The organism is Methanobrevibacter acididurans (genome assembly GCF_046197875.1).
GTDB classification, from domain to species: Archaea; Methanobacteriota; Methanobacteria; order Methanobacteriales; family Methanobacteriaceae; genus Methanobrevibacter_A; species Methanobrevibacter_A acididurans.
The window spans coordinates 1,438,702-1,463,570 of sequence record NZ_CP166991.1; the positions used below are offsets into that span (position 1 = coordinate 1,438,702).

The window sequence follows — 24,869 nt, forward strand, 5'->3', positions numbered from 1 at the left end:
CCCTCTAAAATTTTTTTAAAAACATGAAAAAGAAAATTTAAATAACTTCCTCTCCAAATTCTGCACTTTTCACTTTAATAACTGAGTCTTTAAGTATTGATTTTATTTTTTTAGCCATATCCTTCAATTCATGAGGATTAGGACTTTCAATATCTTTTAAATCTTCATCAAGAACACTTCTATTTCTAAACTGTTGTAAGGTATAAACATTACAATTAATTTCATAGCTTATATCAATAATATCTTCAGGTTTAAGTAAACCCGGAACATAAGTAGTCCGACATTCCAAATAGGTTTTATCATATTGATTAACTAATTCCATACTTTTTTTAACATTTTCCCCAATATTTGAACCAATTATGGTTTCATATTTTTCAAAAGGAGATTTAATATCCATTGCAACATAATCAACTAAATTTAAATCTAAAACTTTTTTTAATCTATCTGGATAAACTCCACTTGTATCTAATTTAGTTTTTAATCCTAATTTTTTAGCAACACGTAGAATACTTATCAAATCATCTAATTGTGATAGTGGTTCCCCTCCAGATACATCAACTGCATCAATAAAATCTTTGGAATCATCAATTACTTTATAAACTTCACCAATATCAATATCATCACCATCTTCTAAAATTTCACCATTATGACAATAAGGACATCTTAAAGGACAACCTGCTAAGAAAATTACTAAAGACATATTCCCATGAAATTCAACAGAAGATATTAATGTAGTTCCAATTTTCATAATTTGTGTAACCTACCTTTTAATATATTTTTACTTAATTTACAACTTCTTTTAATATGTTTAAAAACTTTTTGTCTTCTTCAATAGTTGCAATACTTATTCTAATCCAATATTCATCTAAACCTTTAAAAGAAGTACAATCTCTAACAATTACGCCCTTTTTTAACAATTCATAAGATAATTCATTTGCAGTAAATCCAGTTTCCCTTACATCTATTACCATAAAATTTGATTGAGATTTTAAAACATGCAATTTATTGATTTTAGAAACACCTTCATATAATAAATCCCTACTTTCTTTACCTTTAATAATTGAATCTTCTATGAATTTTTTATCTTTTAAAGTTGCTAAAGCCGCCACATAAGATAGCCGAGTGAGAGAAAAAACAGGTTTAATTCTATGCATATATTCTATATTCTCACTATTAGATAAACCATAACCTATTCTCATACCTGCTAGACCCATAACTTTTGAGAAAGTTCTTAAAATAAACACATTAGAATAATCTTTAATTAAATTAACATGATTAGATTCAGCATATTCAATATAAGCTTCATCAATAATTACTAAAGCATTAGTAGCATCTAAAATTGTTTTAATATCTTCTTCATTAATAACAGCCCCTGTAGGATTATTTGGAGAACATAAAAAAATCATTTTTGTTTTATCAGATAAAGAATTTAAAATTGAATCAACATCCAAAGTATTACTATTTAAATCCCAATTACCATAAATTGGTATTGCCCCATAAGGTTTTAAAAGAAACTCATAATATGTGTAAGATGGCAATGGAACAATAAATTCATCACCAGGTTCGATAAAAGTTTTAATTAATGAATCTAAAACTTCATCAGCACCATCTCCACCAATAATAACCTGATTAGGTTTAACACCTGCATAATTTGCAATTTCTGATTCAAGTTTAGTTAAATCAGATTCTGGATATCTATTAACATTATCAACTTCATTTAGAATAGCAGTCTTAACTTTACTAGAAGGACCCCATGGATTTTCATTTGAACCTAATTTAATTATATCCTTTTCATTTATATTAAATTCATTAACAATTTCTTCTTTGGATCTACCCGGAACATACGGATCTAATTCTAATACTGCTTTTTTCGGATTCATTTTTTTATACCTACATTAAAAAAAAAGATTATTAATTAAAATTCAAATTCAACATCATATATTTTTGGGGCATCTTTAACAAAATTAAAATTCGCATCATATGCATTGGATAAATTTACATAATGCTTAGCATTAAATTTAATTAAATTTAATTGTTTTTCTGAAATTTCTTTAACAACTTTCCCCGGAGTACCCATTATTAAACTATTGTCTGGAAATTCATGATTTTCTGTAACAACAGCACCTGCAGCAACAATAGAATTTTTACCAATGTGCGCATTATTTAAAACAGTTGCATTCATTCCAACAATTACATTATCATCTATAGTACATCCATGCACAACAGCAGCGTGACCGATAGATACATTTTCACCTATATTTAATGATAAACCTGGAGAACAATGAAGAACACAATTATCCTGAACATTAGAATCCTTTCCTAATGAAATATGACTTGTATCTCCTCTAATAACTGCATTATACCATACTGAAACATTTTCCCCTAAATCAACGTCTCCTACAACATGAGCTCCTGGGAAAATTTTTGCTGACTTGTGAATATTCATTTTTTATTCCTCCTAAATATAAAAATTATTTGTTTTATATAAAAAAATTTAATTTAATCTTTTAAATTATCTAATGAACACTGGTCATTAGTTGTTTTATCTTGAATGATATAATCTTGTTTAACTAATATTCTCATATTAGAACCTACATCATGGTATAATAAAACACCAGATCCAATAGTTGAACTTGAACCAACTTTAACTCCTGGAGAAAAACTTGAATTTATTCCAGTTTTTACACTATCTCCAATTATAGCTCCTAATTTTCTTCTTCCACTATCTTCTTTCTTATTCTTAATAATTGTTTTAACTGATTTATTATCAAAACGTAAATTAGCTATATTAGTTCCTGCAGCAATATTACAATTTGATCCTATAACAGAATCTCCAACATAACTTAAATGTCCAACATTTGTGTTTTCCATGATGATAGAATTTTTAATCTCAACGGCATTACCTACATGTACATTATCGCCGAAGTAAGTATTTCCACGAATATAAGAATTAGGACCAATATCACAGTTTTTACCTATATAAACTGAACCTTCAATATATACTCCAGATTTAAGGATGCTTCCTTCATCTAGGAAGACTTCACCATGAATAGTTACACCTGACTCTACTTTTCCTTTAATTTCTCCTTTGATTTTTTTAAGTAATCTTTCATTAATTTCAATTAACTCCCAAGGACGCCCCACATCAATCCAATCTTTAGTAGTTACATATGCTTTAACTATTTTATTTTCTTCAATTTGCATTGATAATGAGTCAGTTATTTCATATTCTCCTCTTGAAGAGATTTGAGTTTTATTAATTTTATCAAAAATATCTTTATTAAAAATATAAATTCCAGTGTTGATTAAATTACTTGGAGCTTCTCCTTTTTTAGGTTTTTCTACAATGTTTTTTACTAAACCATTTTCTACTTCAACTACTCCAAAAGAACTTGGATTGTTCACTTCTTTTAAAACCATTAAAGTATCTACTTCACTTTCATTATATTTTGAAATGAGTTCTTCAATAATATCATTATTTAATATTAAATCGCCGTTTAAAACAATAACACTATCATTAATAAAATCTTCACCATAACCAATAGCATTAGCAGTGCCTGCTAAATTAGTTTGTGTTTTATAAGAAATATTAACACCAAACTCTTTACCATCCTTAAAATAATTTTTAACAATATCTTCTTTATACCCAACAATTAAAAGTATGTCTTTAATACCATTATCTCTTAAAATTTCAATGTTATATTGCATAATAGGTTTACCTGCAACAGGTAACATTGTTTTAGGTTTTGTTAATGTTAACGGTCGCATACGTGTTCCTTCACCGGCACTTAATATTATTGCTTTCATTTGCTTTTTTCCTCCTTAGCAAATTATAAAATTTTTAAGTTTAATTATTAATTTAATTTGTTGATTGAATTATTTTAAATTAACTAAAATTCTTAATTATGTGAAATTGAATTATTCATGAAAGATTTTTTTCAATTAAAAATACACATTTTTGTCTTATTAATTCTGCTTTTTCTTCAGTTTTAGCTTCTAAAGTAATTCTAATATAATCTTCAGTACCAGAAGGTCTTAATAGTACCCAACTTCCATCATCAAATGTTAAACGAATCCCATCAATAGAATTAACATATTTAATATCATCAAATTCTTCTTTTAATTGTTCTTCCATATTTTCGAACACCTTTAATTTATCCTCTTTAGAACAAACCACTTTTTCTCTAATACTGAAATAAGAAGATATTTCATTTAATAATTTACTTAAAGGCCCTTCTTTTGATACTATTTCTGCAATTCTAAGACCAGACAATAAACCATCAGGGCACATACAAAAATCAGGGTGCACCCATGTTCCAGAGGGTTCCCCTCCAAATGTAGCATCATTTTTAATAATGGACTCAGCAACTGCAACATCACCAACTTTTGTTCTAATTACTTTTCCCCCAACTTTTTCCATTACTTCATCCATACATAATCCTGCATCAACTGTTGTAACTACTGTCCCTCCAAAATTTTTTGAAATAAGGGCTAATAACTTATCAAATTCTGATATATTCCCATTTTCATCAACAGCCATCATTCTATCAGCATCCCCATCATGAGCTATTCCAAGATCTGCACCTGTAGCAACAACCACTTTCATAAGATTTTGAAGATTAGTTTTATTAGGTTCAGGATTACGTCCAGGGAAAAATCCATCTACTTGAGAGTTAAGAGTTATCACATCACAACCAGCTTTTCTGAATATTATAGGAGATAATTCTGATCCTGCACCAGAAGCTGCATCGATTACAACTTTTAAACCTTTTTTAATATTAACTGTGTTTAATAAATCATTCATATATTGTTTTTTAATCTCAGTATTATGAGTTACTGAACCTATATATTCCCAACTTACATTTCCATAAGCTTTAGAATTGTATAATTGTTCTATTTCAGCTTCTTGAATAGGAGTATAAGCCATACCATTAGGATTCCATAATTTAATACCATTATATTGAGGAGGGTTATGTGATGCTGTAATCATTATTCCTGCATTAGCACCTAATTTAAGTGTAGCATAACCTACTAATGGTGTTGGAACCATACCTAATTTAATTATGTTTATTCCACCTTCCATCAAACCAGATACAATAGCTTGTTCCAACATTTTATTGGTTGTTCGAGTATCATAACCAATAACAACAGTCCCTTCATTTTTTAAATATGAAGCTAAAGATTTTCCAACATTTAAAGCTAAATTTGCATTAATTTCTGTACCTATTTTACCTCTAATCCCAGAAGTTCCAAAAAGTTTCTTATTCTCATTACTCATTAAAAAACACAACCATTAAAATTTTCATTTAATCAAGCACCAAATTTATGAGAATTATTCATTAAATCCATAACAATATTCATTACATCAGATCCTCTAATTCTACACAATCCACCTTTTGCAACAGCAAATTCATTATATTCTTTAACATCATCAACCCTTACTTCAGGACTATTAATTATAACAGGAACAGGATCTCCAGAATGATTCATAACAGAAATTGGAGTTGAATGGTCAGCTGTTAAAAATAATACAACATTTTTAAGGTTTAATAATTTACTCATAACAATTTTATCAACTTTTTCAATGAATTCTTTTTTCTGAATTGCATTACCATCATGACCTGCTTCATCAGCACCATCAATATTAATTAAAAAGAAATTGTGATCTGTATTATTTACTTGATTAATTATTGTATCAATAATATTATCCAAATTAGTATCTACACCACCAGTAACATCATCCATTTCAATAATATCCATACCTGCAAATCGTCCAATTCCCATAATTAAACCAGTTTCAGCTATACATGCAGAATTAACTTCATATTTTTCATTAATATGTTCTACTTTAGGTACAGCTCCTGCACCACGAGGTATTATTATATTAGCAGGGGGTTTATTTTCCTCCATACGTCCAATATTAACCGGATGATTTTTTACCATTTCATAGGATTTTTCAACAATTTTATTTAGTAAATCTGCAGTTCTTTTAGCTTCTTCACTACCATCAGTACTTTCAACTATTTTAGGTTTTTTACCTTCAACTTTAGGGTCTGCATCTGTTACCTTATCAGATAAACCTTCCCCACGCAATACAAGAACTGCTCTATGGCCAGTAGATTCTTTAAAAATTATCTGAATATCTTCATAACCTTTTATAACCATAGTATTTAAAACATCTACAATATCTTTAGTACCTTCTCTAATTCTTCCAGCACGTCTATCCGTTATAATTCCATTTTCATCAGCTGTTGAGAAATTACATCTAAATGCTATATCTCCAGGAATAACATCTAATCCAACACCAGATGCTTCAAATGGTCCACGTCCAGTATAAACTTCATATGGATCATAACCTAAAATAGATAAATGAGCTGTATCACTTCCAGGTATTATTCCAGGTCTTATAGAATCCATTATACCAGTAATACCACGTTCTGCCATTTTATCCATATTTGGAGTGTTAGCTGCTTGAAGAGGTGTTTGATTATCTAATTCTTTTAAAGGACGATCTCCCATTCCATCCATAACTAATATAATTCCTTTCATTTTTTCATCACCTTTTTAAAATAAAATTAAAGAAAATTTAAATTTCATTAATGAGATATAATAAAATTCTAAATTTAATTTCTAAATTAATATATATGATTAGGTTTTAGTTTAAAATGATTTATATAATTTTATATATTGATAAAAAATTTTTGTAAAATATAAAATTAATTTGATAAGTAAAAAACATTTTAGAAATTAATAAATATAAGTTATTACAAAATTTGAATTACTTAAATTAAAATAAAAAAAAAAAGGTGATTTTATGGTAATATACGAATGTATGCACTGTGAATATAAATTTGACTCTGAAAAAGGCGATCCTGCATATAATATACCAGCAGGAACTTTATTAGAAGATTTACCTGATGATTGGGCTTGTCCGGAATGTGCAGCAGGTAAAGAAGCTTTCATTATAGTTGAAGAATAAATTCTAAAAAAATTTTTTAATAAAAAAAATTTCTTTTTTTTCTATTTTTTATAATACACATATTATACCCACTATAGCTCCAGTTATAGTAGCCAATAAATTAACATGCTCATTATTTAAATAATCTCTTCTTTCAAATACTGCCCCAAGAAAGCTATCCATAAAGCAGCCCACAGTACCTGAAATAATTGCTATTTTTATAGACATCCAAGGATCAGGCATTATACCTAAAATAAAAGCTGCAAAACCTATTATACCTGCACCAACAATTCCAACTGCAGTTCCTAAAAAGGATATAGCTCCATCAGTACCAGGACTAACTTTCTTAAAAGTTGTTATAAGTACTGGATTTTGTAAAACTCCAATTTCACTTGCAAGAGTATCTGCAGTAGCTGTTGCTATAGAACCTAAAAAACCACCTACAAAGGGCAAATAATAACCACCAAACGCGGCCATAAGGAAAGCAACCAAACCATTCGAAATAACATTTTTAGCCGTTCTTCTACCTTCATATTCCCCAATACTATTTTTATAAGGTTTTGCAAATTTTGTGGCCAATAAACTCATGATTAAAAAAATTACAATTAAAATTAACCAACTTACACCAGCTGAAAATATGATTACAATACCCATTATTATCATTGTAAGAGAACCTAATAAATCTAAAGATTTTCTCCAATACACAAAAAATCCTAATAAGAAGAGTATTATCACATAACCCCAATTAATCATTAAAGCTTCTTCCATAATAACCACTAAATATAATTTATTTATATTATATAAGTTTAATCATAAAAAGATAACTATTAATTTATATTTAAGGGATAAATATTGAAATTTAGAATAAAAAATAATAAAAACTTAAAATATAAAAAACGATTTTAAAAAAAAGTGAAAAATAGAGAATTTATTTTATAAATAAATTCTTTAATCTGAAAAGTAATTAATCTAATACTTTACTTTTAATAACTTCTACTCTTTTAAGAGGATAGATTTTTTTAGCAGTATGATAAATTTCACTTGCTAATCTACCATTAACAGAAGTTTCAATAACATCTTCAAAGTTCTTTTCTACAGCAATGTTATTAACTAATTCAGTAATTGTTTCTCTCATGAATTTTTGTTGAGAAGATTTTGCTCTTCTAGTAGTAACAGCTAAAACATGAAGCTTCATTTTATGTCCATCTTTTGTTTCAATTATAACAGGAGTATCTATTCTACTAGTACCTCTTCTAATCATACTTCTAACATAATCAGTAGTTGTTTTATGTCCAGTGAATTTTGTATTTGCAACATCACCAGCTACATTATCAATTTCAAATTGTAATTTAATATATTGTTTAGAAAAATCACCAGTTAATTCTCTCATAGTAACTTCTACTGTTCTTCCTACAAGAAAATCAGGATCTCTTGAAGGGGTTTCTCCAATTTCCTTATCTCCAAAAGCTACAGGAGTTTTTATAGTATACCAATCTTTTTCTTTCCAAGTATCACGTACGTGTCGTCTTTTTGCTTTTGCCATTTAAATCAAACCTCTATTTATTTTATTTTCCGTATTTTTTGTAATTAATTAATAATATTATCATAAAAATTTTCTTTATATTGATAAAACATAGTTTATACTAGTTATTTTATGATAAATAATAATTTAAAATTTAGATCATATGCATTAAAGCATAATCAAAAATATCTTTTATATAGTTTATTAGATTTTTAGTAAATTTTCATAGAGTACTCTAATATTAAGCATTATAAAATTAAATATAAAATAAGCTGTAAAATACAATTAAAAGCTAATTAAACCCTATAATCCACAATCTAACAAATATGGAGTCAATCCATTCTATTTAAAAATTATTCTGTAAAAAAGTTTTAAAAAATTAAAACCCGCCCATAAAGGTTATTATTACATTAATAATTTATCTTATTTAAAGGTTTTCAATAGAATAAAAAAAATTATAAATGTCCTTTCATGAATTTAACATGATCAATATAACGTTCTAAAACTTCTTTAATAGGTCCTTCATCTTCAATAATTTTTAAATTAGCTTTTTTAGCTTTTAATTTAGTTGTAGGTCCATATTTAACCACGATAACTGTTTCACAATCAGAAACAGCATCAATAACTTTAGTAGATTGGTGTTTAACCTCATCAGAAATATCTACATTCCTCTTTTCAATAAACTTAATATTATTCTCATCAATTAAATCATACACAAATAAAGTTTTAGCTTTACCAAAATGTAAATCAACATCTTTACCATTAGATGATGCAACAGCTACTCTCAAACAAACCACCTAAAAAAAATTAAAAGTTTAATTTTTAATTTTATTTAATAAGTTAGCAACATTTTCTCCAAATAATTTAATTGTTTCAATACCTTCAGTATCTTGAAGAGCAGTACCTTCAGCTCCTGCAAAAACCATATTCCAATAATTACTACCAATTATAATCATTTCATTAATATTGAAAAACATGGACATTTCTTGTAATGTGATAGAGGTACCGCCTCTTCTAGCAATTGCAATTGGCCCCCCAACCATCCAAGATAAAAATTTATCATTACCTCTAGAAACTTTACCAATTCTTTGTAAAGCTGCCATAATATCTCCACGTGCAGTACCAAAGTAAACAGGTGCAGCTGGAATAAAACCATCCGCTTTTCTTATTTTTTCGATAATTTCATCTAAGCCATCATTGATGACACAATTCCCTTTAGTTTTACATGCATTACAACCTACACAAGATTGAATATTCAATCCTCTTAAGTTAACTATCTCAGTTTCAACACCTTTAGATTCTATAGATTTAGCACATTCCTCTAAAACTTGCATAGTATTACTATTTTCTCTTGGACTTCCACATAATAAAATAACTTTTGTCATAACAAAATCTCCTAAATAATTTTTTTATAAAACTTAAAATTCAGCACCATTTAAAACATGTAAACAATCACAATCAAAATCTTCATTTAAATCTTTGATTGTTTTATAAATTAAATTAATCAAATCATTATTCTTTTCTTCCATGATTTCTAATACTTCATCCATAGTTAATTTATTAGGTGAAATACCAGAACCATAATTAGAAACAACACATATAGAACTATAACATATCTCTTTTTCTTTAGCTAAAACTGCTTCGGGGAGACCTGTCATACCCACAACATCCCCACCAAGTTTTTGAAACATGTTAATTTCTGCAGGAGTTTCAAATCTAGGACCTTCAGTACATACATAAGTCCCATAAGAAATGACATCCCCATTAGAAATAATTTTATTTCTTAAGCGGTTACAATAAGGTTCAGTAAAATCTAAATGAACAACTTTTTTATCATAAAAAGTTCTATCTCTTAAAACTGTAAAATCAAGAAAATCATCCACAACAACAAATGAACCGGGACCCATATCTAAATTAATACTACCTACAGAATTAGTAGCAATTATTTGATTAACCCCTAAACTTTTTAAAGCAGAAATATTAGCTTTAAAATTTATCATATGTGGAGGATATGCATGTCCTGATGAGTGTCTTGGTAAAAAAGCAACTTCTTTACCCTCTATTTCTAGAAGAGAAACTTCAGGATTTACATTATAATTTGTTTTAACTTTAATTTTCTCTTCATTATCTGCTTTTTCCGCTATATTGTATACACCAGTTCCACCAATAATACCTATCATAAATTACACCTTAATAGAAAATTAACCTTTAGTAACTATTAATGGAGTTACTTTAGCAACTAATTTAGCAATTCCTAATTTATCAGAAGTTTTCACAACTTGATCAACATTTTTATAAGCCCCAGGAGCTTCTTCAGCTAAAACTGGATCAGAATTAGCTTTAACTTGAATACCTTTACTTAATAAATTTTCTTTAATTTCATCTGCAGAGAATTCTTTTTTAGCTTTAGATCTAGATAAGATTCTTCCAGCACCATGTGCAGTAGAACCAAAAGTATTTTCCATTGCAATTTCGGTTCCATGAAGAACATAAGAAGAAGTACCCATGGTTCCAGGTATTAAAACTGGTTGACCAATTTCACGATAATCTTCAGGGACTTCACTTCTACCTGGACCAAAAGCACGGGTAGCTCCTTTTCTATGAACTAATAAATTTAATTTCATACCATTTTTATTAACTATATGTGTTTCTTCTTTAGCTATATTATGTGCAACATCATAGACAGTTGTCATGCCCATATCTTTTGCAGATTTACCTAAAACATCCTCAAATGTTTCTCTAACCCAATGAACTATCATTTGACGATTTGCCCATGCATAATTAGCCGCTGCATACATTGCTTTTAAATAATCTTGAGCTTCTTCGGAATCTAAAGGAGCACATGCAAGTTGTCTATCAGGAATATTTAACTTATATTTTTTGTAAGCTTTATCCATTTTTCTTAAATAATCAGAACATACTTGATGTCCACATCCTCTAGACCCACTATGAACCATGATTGTTATTGTTCCTTTTTTTAATTTAAAAATTTTAGCAGCTTTTTCATTATAAATTTCATCAACCTTTTGAACTTCTAAAAAGTGGTTTCCTGAACCAAGAGATCCTAATTGAGGTATACCTCTTTTTTTAGCTTTATCACTAACTACCTCAGAATCTGCATTTTTTATTCGACCATTCTCTTCTAAGAATTTTAAATCTTCTTTCCAACCATAACCATTATTTACTGCCCATTCAGCACCTTTATTTAAAACTTCATCAATTTCTTTAGGTAATAATTTAATTTTACCTTTACTTCCTACACCTGAAGGGATATTTTTAAATAGCTTTTCTGTAAGTTCTGTAATATATGGTTTTAAATCATCCTCTGACAAGTTAGATCTTATCATTCTAACACCACAATTTATATCAAAACCTACACCCCCAGGACTAACAACACCATTATTCATATTGAAAGCCCCAACACCACCTATAGGGAAGCCATATCCAAAATGAATGTCTGGAAGGCCTAATGAAAACTTTTGAATTCCAGGTAAACATGCTACATTTGTTACTTGTTCTATAGCTCCTTCTTCAAGATTTTCAATACCTTCTTCATTTAAGTATAATCTTGCTGGAACTTTCATTTGTTTTTTATAACTACTTGGGATTTCCCAAATATTTTCATCAATTTTGTTAATATTTTCCTTAATACTCATTGTACCACATAATTAGCGAATTTTTGAATAAATAAATTAAAAGAAATTAATTTTCAAAAAATTTATAAAATTAATATATAATATGAAATTTTATCTATTTTAAAACATATAAATTTGAGGTTTTATAAGTCATGAAAAAAATTAATTTAAAAAAAAGAATTAAAAAAAGTTAAATTTTTACACTAAAAAATTTAAATAATAGTTTTAAACATGAAAAATCCTTAAAAATAAAATATAATAATTATCTAAAACAAATTGGAGAGTAAAATCTGAATAAATATCCCCATTACTTTCTTAATTATAAATACTCAAATATTATATTTTTATAATGTAAAAATTAAGAATGCAAGCTAATAAAAAATAAATACAATTTTAGTAGCCCACATACTTCCCATTTTTATAAGTAACATTCATCAATGTTCTATTCTGAAATTTTGTTTGATTAGTTGAATTTGAAACAGAAGGATCATCTTTATAACATGCATCAATCGTGAAATTTCTAGCATTATCCGGTACTTTTAATGTATAAAAAAATGTACCATTACTATTAGTATGAACTTCTATACCACTAATATTAAGTTCAGGTGATGATAAAATTACTGTAGAATTAGGAGTAGCATTACCTGTAACATTAAATAATCCAGTTCCATTAACAGAACCTTCAAAAGGTTTTATTGGTAAATTTTCATAAGGATTTAACAATGTTATCACAATAGATAATAAACAGATAATAAGTATTATAACTACTGCAGTTTTCATTTTGTTAAACTTTTTATTCCCATTTTCATCCACATTATAAAAAAGTGAATTTAAAAAATCAGTTAAACTCATAGTTTTCCTCTTAAATAAATAACATTAATTATTTATTAAAAATATGATATTTAATATTTTCTAGTAAATCCCAAATATTTTTTTTAAATAAAAATAATTAGAAAAAAATTATAAATCTAAGATTACTCTTACTTTAAATAAATCATCTTCGATTACATCCATTAGATGGAATGTAACCGCTTTAACTTCAGAACGTCTTTCATGTTTATCCCAATCAATATGTTCCCCCCATATTGTCCCATTCAATTCATAACTAATTTCATCATCTTTAAAACTTTTTTTTATCATAAGATCAAATTTAGAAAAAAATAGAAATTCAGTTTCTTCTAAAAATAATAATTCCTCTAAGTAATCATATAATAGAGAAACTTTATCTTCAGATTGAATTGTAATTTTTTTATTAATTATTTGATTGACTTTTTTAGTGTCGGTCATTACTTCAAACATTGCTAGTGATGCATTTTGGTATGCTTCATTAATTGTCCTACCAAATGCCCAAAAACCAACATCTGCAGTAACATCAAAAAATTCATATTGTTTTTGTAAATCTTTAGAAGGTTTCAAATTATCAAATCCTTATTTTCCACTTTTAAATTAAAAAATAAAATTAACAATATATTAGTTTTCAAATGCTCTTACTCTTTTTTTATATATCTAATTTTATATCATTTATAATATGGAGTGATTAAAAATGACAAACAAAAATACAAAATATTATAGAAAAGATTTAAGAAAACAAAGCAATTTTCATGACTATTTTTTCTTCAATGGATATAATTTAAATTCATGCATATCTATATTGTTAATAATAACCTTATTATTATTCTGTGTAATGGCAGTTTCCGCTACTCCAAATCCAAACGTTATATTTGGAATTTAAAATAAATAATATATAAAATAAAAATAATTTTAAGAAAAATTTATGTCTGTACAATTTAAATCATCAGGATCAAAACGAAGAAAAATTTGTCTTGAATTTCCTCTAATTCCTTTTCCAGTTAATTTTGTGTCTACTAATCTTAAAAATTCTAATTTTTCTAAAATTCTGTTAAAACTAGCATAACTTGATTTAGTTTGCTCTTTAAATTTTTCTGAAACTTTAGTCACAGTTAAAATTTCATCTTTATTAATAGATTCATCTTCTTTTACAATTAATTTTAACAAAGCAAATTCTTTATCATTTAAAGATTTTAAAGTTTCAAGTAAATTGTAGGATACATGCTTGGATAATGCTTTGTCTAAATGTTTTTGTGTTATTTTTTTAGATGCTTCAGACTCAGCAATATTTCCACAAACTCTAAGAATATCTATACCTTCTCTCAAATCACCAGTTTCAAAAGTATAATCAGATATTTGCCTTACCAAATCATCTGAAATAACATTAGGATAAAAACCCATTTTAACTCGATCAGATAATATACTGAGTATTTGAGAATGAGAATAAGGTTCAAATGTTATATCTTGTGGGATGAAAACTGTTTTAACATTTTTATCTAAGGCAAATCTAAATTCAAGCTCAGATAAAATTACAAAAATCCCAGTATGAACTGTTGGAAACTCTTCATAAGCTCTTAATATATCATAAAATACTTTATTTGCATTTTTATTCTGAAAAATAAAATTAGCATCATCAAAAGCGACGATTAAAGATGTATCATTATCTGTTAAATTTTTCATTACCTTTTGATATATTGTAGCAAAGGGCACTCCTGTTTCTGGAGGTTTATGTCCAAATAATTTTTCATGAATTTGAGAAAAAATACCAAAACGAGTAGTATTAAGTTGACAATTAATATAACAACATTTAATTTTATCTGATGTATTTTCAATTAAGTCGAAAACTTTTTTTACAGCGGTTGTTTTACCCGTAGCACATGGCCCTAAAATTACTGCATTACTTGGCATCCCACCTTTCAAAGCAGGTCTTAAAGCATAAGCCATTGCTTCCATCTGATTATCCCTAAAATTATAATTTTCAGGCATATACTCTGGATTGAATGCACTAATATTTTTAAATAAAGTTTCATCAAACATTAAAATATCTTGAATTGCCATATTATTAATTTATTTTGTCATAATATATAAATAATTTATCCCACAATTAAGGGGAAATTAAATTAATTAATTCAACATCCTCATTTTTTTCTATCCATTCAGTTAATTTTTCTGCATATTTCAATTTTTTTTGTTTAACTTCATCTGCTACTTCTAAATCATCTTTAATATTAGGTCTTGAATATTTTGTAACAATGTTTCCAAAGTCCATACCGGCTAATAAAATTTTTTTCGCACCTAACTCAACTGCTAAAAAAATTGCTCTGTCTCCATCAGTAAAACCCCCAAAATTATATAAATTTCTCTCAGGGATTGATTGAGTTGTTCCAAAAACATTTTTTAAAGTATTTGTATAAGTTATAATTTTATCTTCATTATCCCCATGGGCATGCACCGCAAATATTGCACCTTGAGCATTAGCAATTAATAAATCAGATATTTTCCCATCTAAATCCGTTACTATTATATCAGGTATTATATCTTCTTCTAAAAGAGCAGTTGTTGCACCATCAGCAGAGATTAAAATATAATCATTTAAATTATAATCTTTTTTAATTTGGGAAATATTAGATTTTAAAGAGGGGCCTGCACCAAAAACAATGAAATTTTTACTTAAAGTTTTTTTAGTTACATAATCGTACAAATCATCAATATCAAAACAACCTTTTTTATCTAATATATCATTTAAAACATCAGCTGTTTTTTCATCTCCTTCTCTTGAAAAACCAAAATCATTTAAAATATTATTATACCAAATTTCCCATTCATTTATATCCATATCATTATCCTCCTTAAATATTTTTCACCATTTTTTTAAACTGTTAATACTGCCAGTCATGTCAAATCTTAATGGTGATAAACTTACACATTTTTTATTTAATAAAGCATAACCATCTGTTCCTTTATCATAATTTTTAACCATTTTAGGAGATAACAAATAATAATCCTCATTATTTTCATTACGTTTATTAATAATTTCAGTGTCAAACATTTTATCAGCTAAAGAAGTAATCATTATTTTATCTGAAGAAGGATATGAAGGAATATTAAGATTTAATAAATCTACATTTTTAGGTAATCCCTTAATTAAGATTTTTTTTACTACTTTATGTAAAATTTTAGAAGCAAAACTAAAATCCGGCTCTTTTATAAATTTTAATTGATTATCTTCAAATTTAACATCCCTATGATCTATAGATAAAGAAACTGCTAAAGATGGAATACCCGAATTAACTGCTTCTAATGAAGCCCCAATAGTTCCAGATTTAGTAATTTCACTTTTACAAATATTACGACCCAAATTAATTCCCGCAATTACAATATCTGGTTTTATTTCCATGATTTCATGAATACCTAAACTTACCGAATCCGAAGGAGTTCCAGAAACACCAAATGCAACACTACCATCATTTAAAGTGGTTTTATTAATTTTTAAAGGTTTCATAACTGTTAAACTTCTACCTAAACCACTATGTTCATCATCAGGAGCTACAACTGTAATATTCCCTAAATCTTCAAGTGATTTTTTAGCTGCTAAAATGCCCGGAGCATTAACCCCATCATCATTACTTATTAAGATATTCACCATAATGAATCACCACAAATAGATTTAATTGAATAAATTTTTCTTTAAACTATTATTTATTTATACCTAAAATATATTAACTGAACAATCCCTAATTAAAAGTTCCAGAAAAATTATTTAATACAAAATCTTTTTAAAAGATAAAAAAAAGAAAGTAATATAAGCTTGAATTTTTTTATTTATAACATTTAATTTAATATTCCAAAAAATTAAGATAACAAGCTAAAAATTATCCTTATAATAATGGAGGAACTTGAAAAATGGATGATATATTAATGATGCTTCCAGGTCCAACAAACGTAGCTCCTAGAGTATTAAGAGCTATGTCTCAAACTGTTGTTAACCATAGAGGAGCTAAATTTGGTGAAATATACACAGAAACTACTGAAATGATGTCCCAAATGTTTAAAACAGAAAATCAATCATATTTACTTACTGGCTCTGGAACATCTGCTATGGAAGCTGCTATAGCTAATACAGTTAACCCTAAAGAAAAAATTATAAATGCCACAGGTGGAAAATTTGGAGATCGTTTAAAAGATATTACTACAATTCATGGTATTAATTCCGTGGAAATTCCCGTTGAATGGGGAGATGTATTAGATCCTAAAATTCTTACAGAAACATTAGATGCTAATGAAGATACAAAAGCTGTAACTGTTATTCACAACGAAACATCTACTGGTGTGCATAATCCACTTAAAGAAATTGGAAAAGTAATGAAAAACTATGATGCATTATTAATCGTAGATACTGTCTCTTCACTCGGAGGAGATTATGTAGATGTTGATAAATATGGAATTGATGTTTGTTTTACTGGTTCCCAAAAATGTTTAGCTGCACCTCCTGGCTTAGCAGCAATCACTTTAAATGATGAAGCATGGAAAGCAACTGAAAATGTGGATTCACATACTTATTATTTAAATATGCCAAAATATAAAGCTAAAGGAAACAGTGTACCTCCACAAACCCCATATACTCCTGGTGTTAATTCAATTTATGGTTTATTAGAAGCTTTAAAAATGATTGAAGAAGAAGGTTTAGATAATTCTATAGAAAGACATATAAAAGCAGCAGCCGCATCAAGAAAAGCTGCAAAAGCTTTAGGACTTGAATTATTCCCAAAAAGTGAAAAAATTGCTAGTAATACTGTTACTGCACTTAAAATGCCAGAAGGAATTACAGATAGTGATTTAAGAAACACCATAAGAGATAAATATCGTGTTGAAATTGCTGGTGGTCAAGATCATCTTAAAAACCATGTATTCAGAATTGGACATTTAGGTACTATTTCTTATAAAGAATTAGCTATAACTTACACTGCATTAGGTATGACCTTAAAAGATTTAGGTTTAGATGTAGATACTGGTGCAGGTGCTTCAGCAATAGCTGAATTTTACTCAGAATAAAATTTTTATAAATTTTATTCTATTTTAAATTTTTTTAATTTAATAAATCTATTTTTTTATCATATTAACAACTAAATAAAAATATTAATAACTCTTTTTATATTAATTCAAATTTTTACTGTAATTAAATTGATTTTTTTAAAAAAAAGTAAAATATTTAATTATAATAATAGAATAAATAAATATATACTAAAAAATTCAATAACATGTAAATTTTTTAAAAAAAGTAGTTGATTAAAAATGACAGATGAAAATAATATTAAAACAACCGCAGAAGAATTAAAAAAGCTTTTAGATTCCCAAAATCTTATAGGAAAATATATTGAAACAGAAGATAAATTATTAATTCCTATTATGAAAATGGGATTCAGTGTAGGCGCTGGAGAAAAATTTGGGCAAGAAGCCGGAGGGAATGCCTCAGGTGCTATTGCAGGAGTTGAACCTGTTTCTATGGTAGTTATTACTAAAGGCGTAGAAGGGATCGAAGGAATAAGAGTTCTTGATTTAAGTAAAGGTACATCAATTAATAAAGCTATAACAGATTTAGGATTAGTTATAAGTGATGTAATCAAAGATTTAACTAATAAAGATAAAACTAAAGTAGTTGATATCAAAGATGCAAACACAGATGAAAAAAATCTTAATGAAGAAAAAAAAGAATCTATTAAAGTTAATTTAGATAATCAGAATTAGAATAATTCTTAAATTTTATATAAAAATAGTTAAAGGCTGATATTTTGATAATACTAACAATAATTCTAATCATATTAGCCATAATCTTAATAATAATTTTTTCCTTACTATTTATTAATTTACATATCCAGATAAATTATAAAGTTAAAAACACAGAAATTAATGCTATAATAAGTATAAAAATTCTTAAATTAAAAATTTTTAATAAAAGATTTAATAATAAACAAACCCAAAATGAATTATCTACATCAGAAGAACCAGAAAAAAATAAAACAAAAACTCCTTTAAAAGATAAAATTAATGAAATAAAACCTTTAATTCCATTAATTAAAAATTCTAAAAAAATTTTAATAAATTTTTTAAAAATTATTAGACAATCCATTAAGTTAAATAAATTTGAAACACATACTAGTTTAGGTTTATATGACTATGTAGACACTGTAAAAATAGTAGGTTTTTTATCAATGCTAAATATTTTACCAAATTTATCAAAAAAAGTTTCTATTACCACAGAAGCACTATTCGGAGAAGAAATAATAAAAAGTAATGGTAAAATTTCATTCAAAATTAGATTGTTTAAACCATTTTTAGGTTTATTAAAATTAATAAGTGATAAAAATATTAGAGAAATTATCAAGAAAATTTATCAAATCAAAAAAGAAAATGACGGAGCAAAAACATGAATTTTGATGATTTAATCCAACATCAAAATGAACGATTTTTTGGTAAAAAAAGAACAAATAATCATATTGAAATTTATCCTTATTTTGAAATTGATTTTACAAGTTTTAATAATAAAATAAATACTGGAAATTTACAAATAATAGCTGTAATATTAATTTATAAAAATTCTAAAAGTTTAGAAAAAGAATTTTATCTACAATTTTTTAAAAAAGAATATGAAAAATATTATAATGAAATAATTCAAAAATTTGTAAAAGATATATTAAAAAACTGATTAATCATACACTGGAAGAGGAATATTTTCTTCACGAACTATGATCTCCACTACAAAAGGTTCATTAGAATCCATAACTTTACTAATAGCATTATTTAATTCTTCTTTTGTATGGACTTTTAAAGTATTTATCCCATAACCTTTAGCTATTTGAGTGAAATTTGGATTTTTTAAATTTATTTGGTAAGAATCCATTCCATAAAGTTCTTCCCATTGCCGAATAATTCCTAATTGTGAATTATTCATAATAAAAATTCCTATATTTAAATTATTTTCTTTTATTGTGGCTAATTCTTGAATATTCATTTGGAAGTCACCGTCACCGTTAATTGCTAAAACTTTTTCTGAAGGGTTAGCTAAAGCAACTCCAATTGAAGCTGGCACACTATAGCCCATTGGGCCAAATCCTCCTGAAAATATAAATTTACCAGGATTAGAAGCTTTTGTTAATAAAAGAGTCCAGGTTGTGTGTGTTCCTGCATCACTTACTATAATACTATCTTTTCGATTAGTTAATATTTTATAAATTGCATATGGTGTTCTTAAAGGTGTTGAATCATCTTCAGTACCTTCAACAATAGTTTTTACTTGATTACTATAAATTTTTCTTAACCATTTAGAATCTTTTTGAAAATCATCAATTAATAAATCATTGAGAACTTTTTTAACATCCCCATATAAACATATATCACCTTTAAGTTTAGTTTTATTAATATTAATATCAATGATTTTAGATTTGAATTCTTTAAAGTCTTTAACTCTAGCTAAAGTTCTGTCTGATAATTTAGCCCCTAAAACAAGTATCAAATCAGAATTTTCAAATGCATAATTTGCTAAAGGTGTGCCTCTAATTCCAACTATCCCTAAGTTTAATTTTTCAAATTCACTAATAATTCCTTTTGAATGATAAGTAGTGACAATTGGTATATTATTTTTATTTACAAAATCTTTTAATTCATTAGTAGCATTTCCCCAGAATATCCCATTTCCTGCAAGTATTAAAGGTTTTTTACTCTCTTTTAATTTATCAACAATTTGAGACATTGCAGAGTATCTATAATTTTGTACTAAATTAACTTCCCTATCGATAATATTTCCAATATTTTCATCCATTAATACATTTTTTGCTAAATTAATGTGAACAGGTCCTCTAGGTTCATTTTTAAGAATGTTTAATGCTTCTTTTAAATTAATTATTGCATTTTTTCCATTAGAAGGATAAAAACTTCTAATAGTTATATTTTTAAAGATTTCGTTTATTTTCATTGATTGAAAGTTATCTTTACCTTGATTAGAATAAATATTGTCACCTGTAATTACTAACATAGGGACAGAATCTTTAAATGCAGTAGTAACACCCATCACTAAATTCATAGCTCCAGGACCTGCTGTTGACATACAAACTCCAAATTTTCCTGAAGATCTAGCGTATCCATCTGCAGCATGTGCTGCACCTTGTTCATGTCGAGTTAAAATATGTTCTATTAAAGAATCTTTTAATGCTGCATACATTGAAATAATTTGTTCACCAGGATGACCAAATATGTATTTTACATTATTATTTTCTAAAATTTTAACTAAGGCTTCAGCAGTGTTCATTATCTTTATCTCCAAAATTAATTATTTTTCTTGGTAAAAACCATTATATTCTCCAGACCCTTTTACTGGAAATATTACAGCTTGTGCTATTCTATCTCCCTTTTTTAGTTTATATTCAAAATCTCCGTGATTAACTATTAAGAATGTTAATGTTCCATAAAATCCAGGATCACCTACTGCAGTCTGTACAGATACAAATGATCTTAATAAGGTAGATCTTGGTAAATATAACATTGAATATCCTTTAGGTATTTTAATTTTTTTATCAATTGTGGCTAAATAAGCAGTGTGAGGTTTCAGTGTGTAAATTGGACCTTTTAATGATTGTATTTTAGGTATATTTTTTTCATTATCAATTAATGAACCTTCTGATTTTTGAATTAATATTTCATCAAGAGCAAGGTCTATACCTGAAGGTTGTATTGAATCTGAAAATTCCGGAAATAATTTTATAAGTTCTTCTTCTCCCATCATAAATAATCACATATATTTTAAATTAAATTATATAGTTAATAAAAATTTCAATTATTAAAATAATTCATGTATATTACATGATAGATTTCAAGGAAGTTATGAAAAATATCATGAAAATTTTAATTAATTATTATAATTATATGATTTAAAAGGTTTAAAAATTTATACATTTTTATCTAATATTTAGTTTTAGAAAACTATATTTAATAATTTAAATTAATTAAAAATTAAAATTATTATTAAGAAAAAAGAATAAAATATATTAATTTTAAAAAAATAGAAAAAATAAAATTATAAAATAAAAATGAAAAATTTTTAATTATTTTCATTAGTTAAATTATAAACCAGTACACCAGTACCGTTAGAAGTAATATTTATATCGTTACATTGAGGTTGTAACTCTTTAAGTAATGTTTGACCATCAGATGGACTCATAAAGTGAGGAAGATAATTAATAATATCTATTGGATACATTGTAACTTCTGCAGTATTATTTACTAATTGGATATTAACAAAATATGCTCTATGAGTATTTGAGTTACTTTGATCAAATATAAAGTTACCTAAATTATAAAATATAGGTTTATCTTTATAAATTTCTACTCCTTGAGTTACATGTGTATGTGATCCTAAAACAATATCTGCACCATTATCAATACATTGATGAGAAATATTTACTTGTTCTTCATTTGGTGTTCTGCTATACTCATTTCCGTAGTGCATAAAAATAATTACATAATCTGAACCATTTTCTTTAGCTGATTTTATTTCTTGGGCAGCTAATGTTTCATTATATGCTGAGTAACCTGAAGAATTATTTGTAGCTTTTGGCATAACCTCTTGACTGTATTCCTTAAAATTATCAGAATCCATATAATTAAGAATGGTTATTGTTCTCCCATTTGTATGAATAGTTGCAGGAGCTGAAGCATTTGCTAAATTGTTTCCTGCACCTATATGAGTAATATTTGCTTGATTTAGAGTATTGATAGTATCATTCATTCCAGCAATCCCATAATCAAAAGCATGATTATTAGCTAAAGCACAGACCGTGTTATTTGAACCTTTAACAAGTGGAACATATTCAGGACTACATTTTAAAGGAACATCACCCTTAACAGCTGATCCAGAGTTAGTGGCGGGATTTTCAAAATTAACTAATAAAATATTAGAGGAGTTAATTACTGATGAAACAAATCGATAAGGACTTTCACCTGAACTTAAAACACTTGGCATTTTACGACCAAATAGGACATCTCCAGTTACAGTAATAGAAACATCACCCCCAGGTTGTAAAGAATTTTCTCCTAAAATTACATTACTTGGCAAATAAGAAAAAACAAACGCAACCCCTGAAACTATTATTAAGATAATTATTAATGTTGCAAAAAAATATTTTTTATTCATTTAAACCCCTTATTAAATTTAATTTTTATGATTCCGCAAATAATTGATTTAACATCCAATCTGCATCATATTCAATAATATCATCATAACCTTGACCCATACCTAAAAACATGATAGGTTTCTTAATAACATATCCAATGGATAGTGAAGCCCCACCTTTAGCATCCGCATCAGCTTTAGTTAATATTACACCATCAATATCTATTGCATCATTAAATTTAGTTGCTTGTTCTGTAGCATCATTACCTGTTAATGCATCACCTACAAATATAACTAAATCAGGTTTTGCAACTCTTTTAATTTTTTTCATTTCATCCATAAGATTGGTGTTTGTTTGCATTCTACCTGCAGTGTCAATTAGCACTAATTCTTTATTATGTGCTTTTGCATGAGCAACTGCATCAAATGCTACTGCTGCAGGATCTGAACCTTTTTCATGTTTAATAATTTTAACTCCTACATTATTTGCATGATAAGTAACTTGTTCTATTGCCCCTGCACGAAATGTATCTGAAGCAGCAATTACTGGAGTATATCCTTTTTTAAGGTAATAACTAGATAATTTTCCTATAGTGGTTGTTTTACCAGTCCCATTTATACCTACAAACATAACAACTAAAGGTTCACCTTCTTTCTTCTTCATTTCAATCATTTCTGTAAAAGATTTTCCTTTAATATCAATTATTTTTGATACAGCATTTTTAAGAGCATCATAAGTATATTCTTCTATATCACTGCTTCTTTTAATTTTTTGACCAATTAAATCATCTTTTACAGAATCAACTACAGTACTGGCAACATCCATTGCAACATCCCCTTCTAGTAATGACATTTCTAGTTCGAAGAGAATATCTTCAACATCATTTTCAGATAAAGTTTTTTCTTTAATAAATGAAAAAAATCCACCCTTCCCTTTTCTAGAATCTTCATTAGTTTCAGGTTCTTTATCCTTAGAACCACGTCTAAAAGAAGAAAAAAATCCAGATTTCTCATTATCCCCAGAATCAACAACTTCAACATCATCAGAATCAGAACCATCAGATAAAGATTCAAAACCATCATCAACACTAGAACTCACTTCATCAGACACATCATCTTTATCCTCAGAATCAACATCCTCTTTAGAACCACGTCTAAAAGAAGAAAAAAATCCAGATTTCTCATTATCTTTACTTTGAGATGATAAGTCTGAACAATCATCATCATTTTCGCTTATAATGTCTTCATTGTCTGATTCATTTTTGTTTTTAGAATCTCGTTTAAAAGAAGAAAAAAATCCAGATTTCTCATTATCTTCTAAGTCAGAATCTTCAACATCCTGAGAATCAGAACCATCAGACACACCATCAACATCAGATAAAGATTCAAAACCATCATCAACACTAGAACTCACTTCATCAGACACATCTGTTATTATGTCTTCAGTTTCTTTAGATTCAATATTATCTTCTTCTTCAGCTTCATTTTCAAGTTTTTTAGTTAATTTCCCACTTGTTTCTGAAAATTTCTTTCTTAATGATTCAAACAAGTTATTACCTTCCTTTTTATAATATAATTATCTTAAAAATCATTTATTAATTAAATTTTATGTTTTTTAAATTTAATAAACTTAATTAAAAAAAAGTTAAAAAAATGCCTAAAATTTATTTAGGTAAAAATAGTAAAAATAGTAAAAATAGTAAAAATTATCAATAAAACATTTAATAAATAAAAAAAGTTAAA

The 24,869-nt window shown here is 27.0% G+C and carries 27 protein-coding genes; 6 read left to right on the forward strand and 21 right to left on the reverse strand.

Annotation, left to right across the window (positions count from 1 at the left end):
* Nucleotides 1–37: 37 nt before the first annotated feature.
* From ACA135_RS07145 to ACA135_RS07170, 6 genes are all read right to left on the reverse strand, one after another.
* Nucleotides 38–748, reverse strand: a complete 711-nt coding sequence (locus tag ACA135_RS07145; protein WP_409198062.1) for an anaerobic ribonucleoside-triphosphate reductase activating protein — start codon at nt 746–748, stop codon at nt 38–40.
* Between the two features lie 34 nt (nt 749–782).
* Nucleotides 783–1,880 (reverse strand): histidinol-phosphate transaminase, encoded by a 1,098-nt coding sequence (hisC, locus tag ACA135_RS07150; RefSeq protein WP_409198063.1) that lies wholly within the window; start codon nt 1,878–1,880, stop codon nt 783–785.
* 35 nt (nt 1,881–1,915) lie between these two features.
* Nucleotides 1,916–2,446 (reverse strand): gamma carbonic anhydrase family protein, encoded by a 531-nt coding sequence (locus tag ACA135_RS07155; RefSeq protein ID WP_409198064.1) that lies wholly within the window; start codon nt 2,444–2,446, stop codon nt 1,916–1,918.
* Between the two features lie 53 nt (nt 2,447–2,499).
* Complete coding sequence (glmU, locus tag ACA135_RS07160; RefSeq protein ID WP_409198065.1) at nt 2,500–3,807, reverse strand: bifunctional sugar-1-phosphate nucleotidylyltransferase/acetyltransferase; 1,308 nt, start codon at nt 3,805–3,807, stop codon at nt 2,500–2,502.
* A 115-nt stretch (nt 3,808–3,922) separates the two neighbouring features.
* Nucleotides 3,923–5,278 carry a phosphoglucosamine mutase gene (glmM, locus tag ACA135_RS07165; RefSeq protein ID WP_409198066.1) on the reverse strand — a complete coding sequence of 452 codons (1,356 nt, stop codon included), beginning with the start codon at nt 5,276–5,278 and terminating at the stop codon, nt 3,923–3,925.
* 32 nt (nt 5,279–5,310) lie between these two features.
* On the reverse strand, nt 5,311–6,549 hold the full coding sequence (locus ACA135_RS07170; RefSeq protein ID WP_409198067.1) for a 2,3-bisphosphoglycerate-independent phosphoglycerate mutase: 1,239 nt from the start codon (nt 6,547–6,549) through the stop codon (nt 5,311–5,313).
* A gap of 265 nt (nt 6,550–6,814) precedes the next feature.
* Here ACA135_RS07170 and ACA135_RS07175 point away from each other — a divergent pair, with 265 nt between their 5' ends.
* On the forward strand, nt 6,815–6,979 hold the full coding sequence (locus ACA135_RS07175; RefSeq protein ID WP_409198068.1) for a rubredoxin: 165 nt from the start codon (nt 6,815–6,817) through the stop codon (nt 6,977–6,979).
* Nucleotides 6,980–7,027: 48 nt separating this feature from the next.
* Here the strand turns inward: ACA135_RS07175 and ACA135_RS07180 are convergent, their stop codons facing one another.
* The 8 genes from ACA135_RS07180 to ACA135_RS07215 form a co-directional block, all read right to left on the reverse strand.
* Entirely contained in the window at nt 7,028–7,726 is a 699-nt protein-coding gene (locus ACA135_RS07180; RefSeq protein ID WP_409198069.1) for a TIGR00297 family protein, read from the reverse strand.
* 196 nt (nt 7,727–7,922) lie between these two features.
* Nucleotides 7,923–8,501: a 30S ribosomal protein S3ae gene (locus tag ACA135_RS07185; RefSeq protein WP_409198070.1), complete on the reverse strand. Its 579-nt coding sequence runs from the start codon at nt 8,499–8,501 to the stop codon at nt 7,923–7,925.
* 434 nt (nt 8,502–8,935) lie between these two features.
* Entirely contained in the window at nt 8,936–9,268 is a 333-nt protein-coding gene (locus ACA135_RS07190) for a NifB/NifX family molybdenum-iron cluster-binding protein (RefSeq protein ID WP_409198071.1), read from the reverse strand.
* Between the two features lie 27 nt (nt 9,269–9,295).
* A complete protein-coding gene (locus ACA135_RS07195) occupies nt 9,296–9,865 on the reverse strand; it encodes a flavodoxin family protein (RefSeq protein ID WP_409198072.1) in 570 nt (189 codons plus the stop codon).
* Between the two features lie 33 nt (nt 9,866–9,898).
* Complete coding sequence (gene mtnP, locus ACA135_RS07200) at nt 9,899–10,660, reverse strand: S-methyl-5'-thioadenosine phosphorylase (protein ID WP_409198073.1); 762 nt, start codon at nt 10,658–10,660, stop codon at nt 9,899–9,901.
* A gap of 21 nt (nt 10,661–10,681) precedes the next feature.
* A complete protein-coding gene (locus ACA135_RS07205; protein WP_409198074.1) occupies nt 10,682–12,136 on the reverse strand; it encodes an RtcB family protein in 1,455 nt (484 codons plus the stop codon).
* A 372-nt stretch (nt 12,137–12,508) separates the two neighbouring features.
* Nucleotides 12,509–12,967 carry a hypothetical protein gene (locus tag ACA135_RS07210; RefSeq protein ID WP_409198075.1) on the reverse strand — a complete coding sequence of 153 codons (459 nt, stop codon included), beginning with the start codon at nt 12,965–12,967 and terminating at the stop codon, nt 12,509–12,511.
* 108 nt (nt 12,968–13,075) lie between these two features.
* Entirely contained in the window at nt 13,076–13,531 is a 456-nt protein-coding gene (locus tag ACA135_RS07215; RefSeq protein WP_409198076.1) for an archease, read from the reverse strand.
* A gap of 127 nt (nt 13,532–13,658) precedes the next feature.
* On the opposite strand from ACA135_RS07215, the gene ACA135_RS07220 reads away from it, so the two are divergent.
* On the forward strand, nt 13,659–13,847 hold the full coding sequence (locus ACA135_RS07220; RefSeq protein WP_409198077.1) for a hypothetical protein: 189 nt from the start codon (nt 13,659–13,661) through the stop codon (nt 13,845–13,847).
* 29 nt (nt 13,848–13,876) lie between these two features.
* Here the strand turns inward: ACA135_RS07220 and ACA135_RS07225 are convergent, their stop codons facing one another.
* The 3 genes from ACA135_RS07225 to surE are packed head-to-tail and all read right to left on the reverse strand — an operon-like array spanning nt 13,877 to nt 16,610.
* On the reverse strand, nt 13,877–15,031 hold the full coding sequence (locus ACA135_RS07225; RefSeq protein WP_409199105.1) for an ORC1-type DNA replication protein: 1,155 nt from the start codon (nt 15,029–15,031) through the stop codon (nt 13,877–13,879).
* A 37-nt stretch (nt 15,032–15,068) separates the two neighbouring features.
* Nucleotides 15,069–15,800, reverse strand: a complete 732-nt coding sequence (locus ACA135_RS07230; protein ID WP_409198078.1) for a 6-hydroxymethylpterin diphosphokinase MptE-like protein — start codon at nt 15,798–15,800, stop codon at nt 15,069–15,071.
* Between the two features lie 24 nt (nt 15,801–15,824).
* Complete coding sequence (surE, locus tag ACA135_RS07235; protein ID WP_409198079.1) at nt 15,825–16,610, reverse strand: 5'/3'-nucleotidase SurE; 786 nt, start codon at nt 16,608–16,610, stop codon at nt 15,825–15,827.
* Nucleotides 16,611–16,867: 257 nt separating this feature from the next.
* Here surE and ACA135_RS07240 point away from each other — a divergent pair, with 257 nt between their 5' ends.
* The 4 genes from ACA135_RS07240 to ACA135_RS07255 all read left to right on the forward strand — a co-directional run bounded on the left by ACA135_RS07240 (nt 16,868) and on the right by ACA135_RS07255 (nt 19,667).
* A complete protein-coding gene (locus ACA135_RS07240; protein WP_409198080.1) occupies nt 16,868–18,016 on the forward strand; it encodes a pyridoxal-phosphate-dependent aminotransferase family protein in 1,149 nt (382 codons plus the stop codon).
* Nucleotides 18,017–18,256: 240 nt separating this feature from the next.
* Nucleotides 18,257–18,709 carry a GerW family sporulation protein gene (locus ACA135_RS07245; protein WP_409198081.1) on the forward strand — a complete coding sequence of 151 codons (453 nt, stop codon included), beginning with the start codon at nt 18,257–18,259 and terminating at the stop codon, nt 18,707–18,709.
* A 44-nt stretch (nt 18,710–18,753) separates the two neighbouring features.
* Nucleotides 18,754–19,392, forward strand: a complete 639-nt coding sequence (locus ACA135_RS07250) for a hypothetical protein (protein WP_409198082.1) — start codon at nt 18,754–18,756, stop codon at nt 19,390–19,392.
* Nucleotides 19,389–19,667: a hypothetical protein gene (locus ACA135_RS07255; protein ID WP_409198083.1), complete on the forward strand. Its 279-nt coding sequence runs from the start codon at nt 19,389–19,391 to the stop codon at nt 19,665–19,667. Before ACA135_RS07250 ends, ACA135_RS07255 begins: the two co-directional genes overlap by 4 nt.
* On the opposite strand, the gene ACA135_RS07260 is transcribed toward ACA135_RS07255, so the two are convergent.
* The 4 genes from ACA135_RS07260 to ftsY all read right to left on the reverse strand — a co-directional run bounded on the left by ACA135_RS07260 (nt 19,668) and on the right by ftsY (nt 24,675).
* A complete protein-coding gene (locus ACA135_RS07260; protein ID WP_409198084.1) occupies nt 19,668–21,266 on the reverse strand; it encodes a thiamine pyrophosphate-binding protein in 1,599 nt (532 codons plus the stop codon).
* A 21-nt stretch (nt 21,267–21,287) separates the two neighbouring features.
* On the reverse strand, nt 21,288–21,740 hold the full coding sequence (locus ACA135_RS07265; protein ID WP_409198085.1) for a dCTP deaminase domain-containing protein: 453 nt from the start codon (nt 21,738–21,740) through the stop codon (nt 21,288–21,290).
* A 315-nt stretch (nt 21,741–22,055) separates the two neighbouring features.
* On the reverse strand, nt 22,056–23,147 hold the full coding sequence (locus ACA135_RS07270) for a CapA family protein (RefSeq protein WP_409198086.1): 1,092 nt from the start codon (nt 23,145–23,147) through the stop codon (nt 22,056–22,058).
* Nucleotides 23,148–23,172: 25 nt separating this feature from the next.
* Nucleotides 23,173–24,675, reverse strand: coding sequence for a signal recognition particle-docking protein FtsY (gene ftsY / locus ACA135_RS07275; protein ID WP_409198087.1), 1,503 nt, complete (start codon nt 24,673–24,675; stop codon nt 23,173–23,175).
* Between the last annotated feature and the right edge of the window lie 194 nt (nt 24,676–24,869).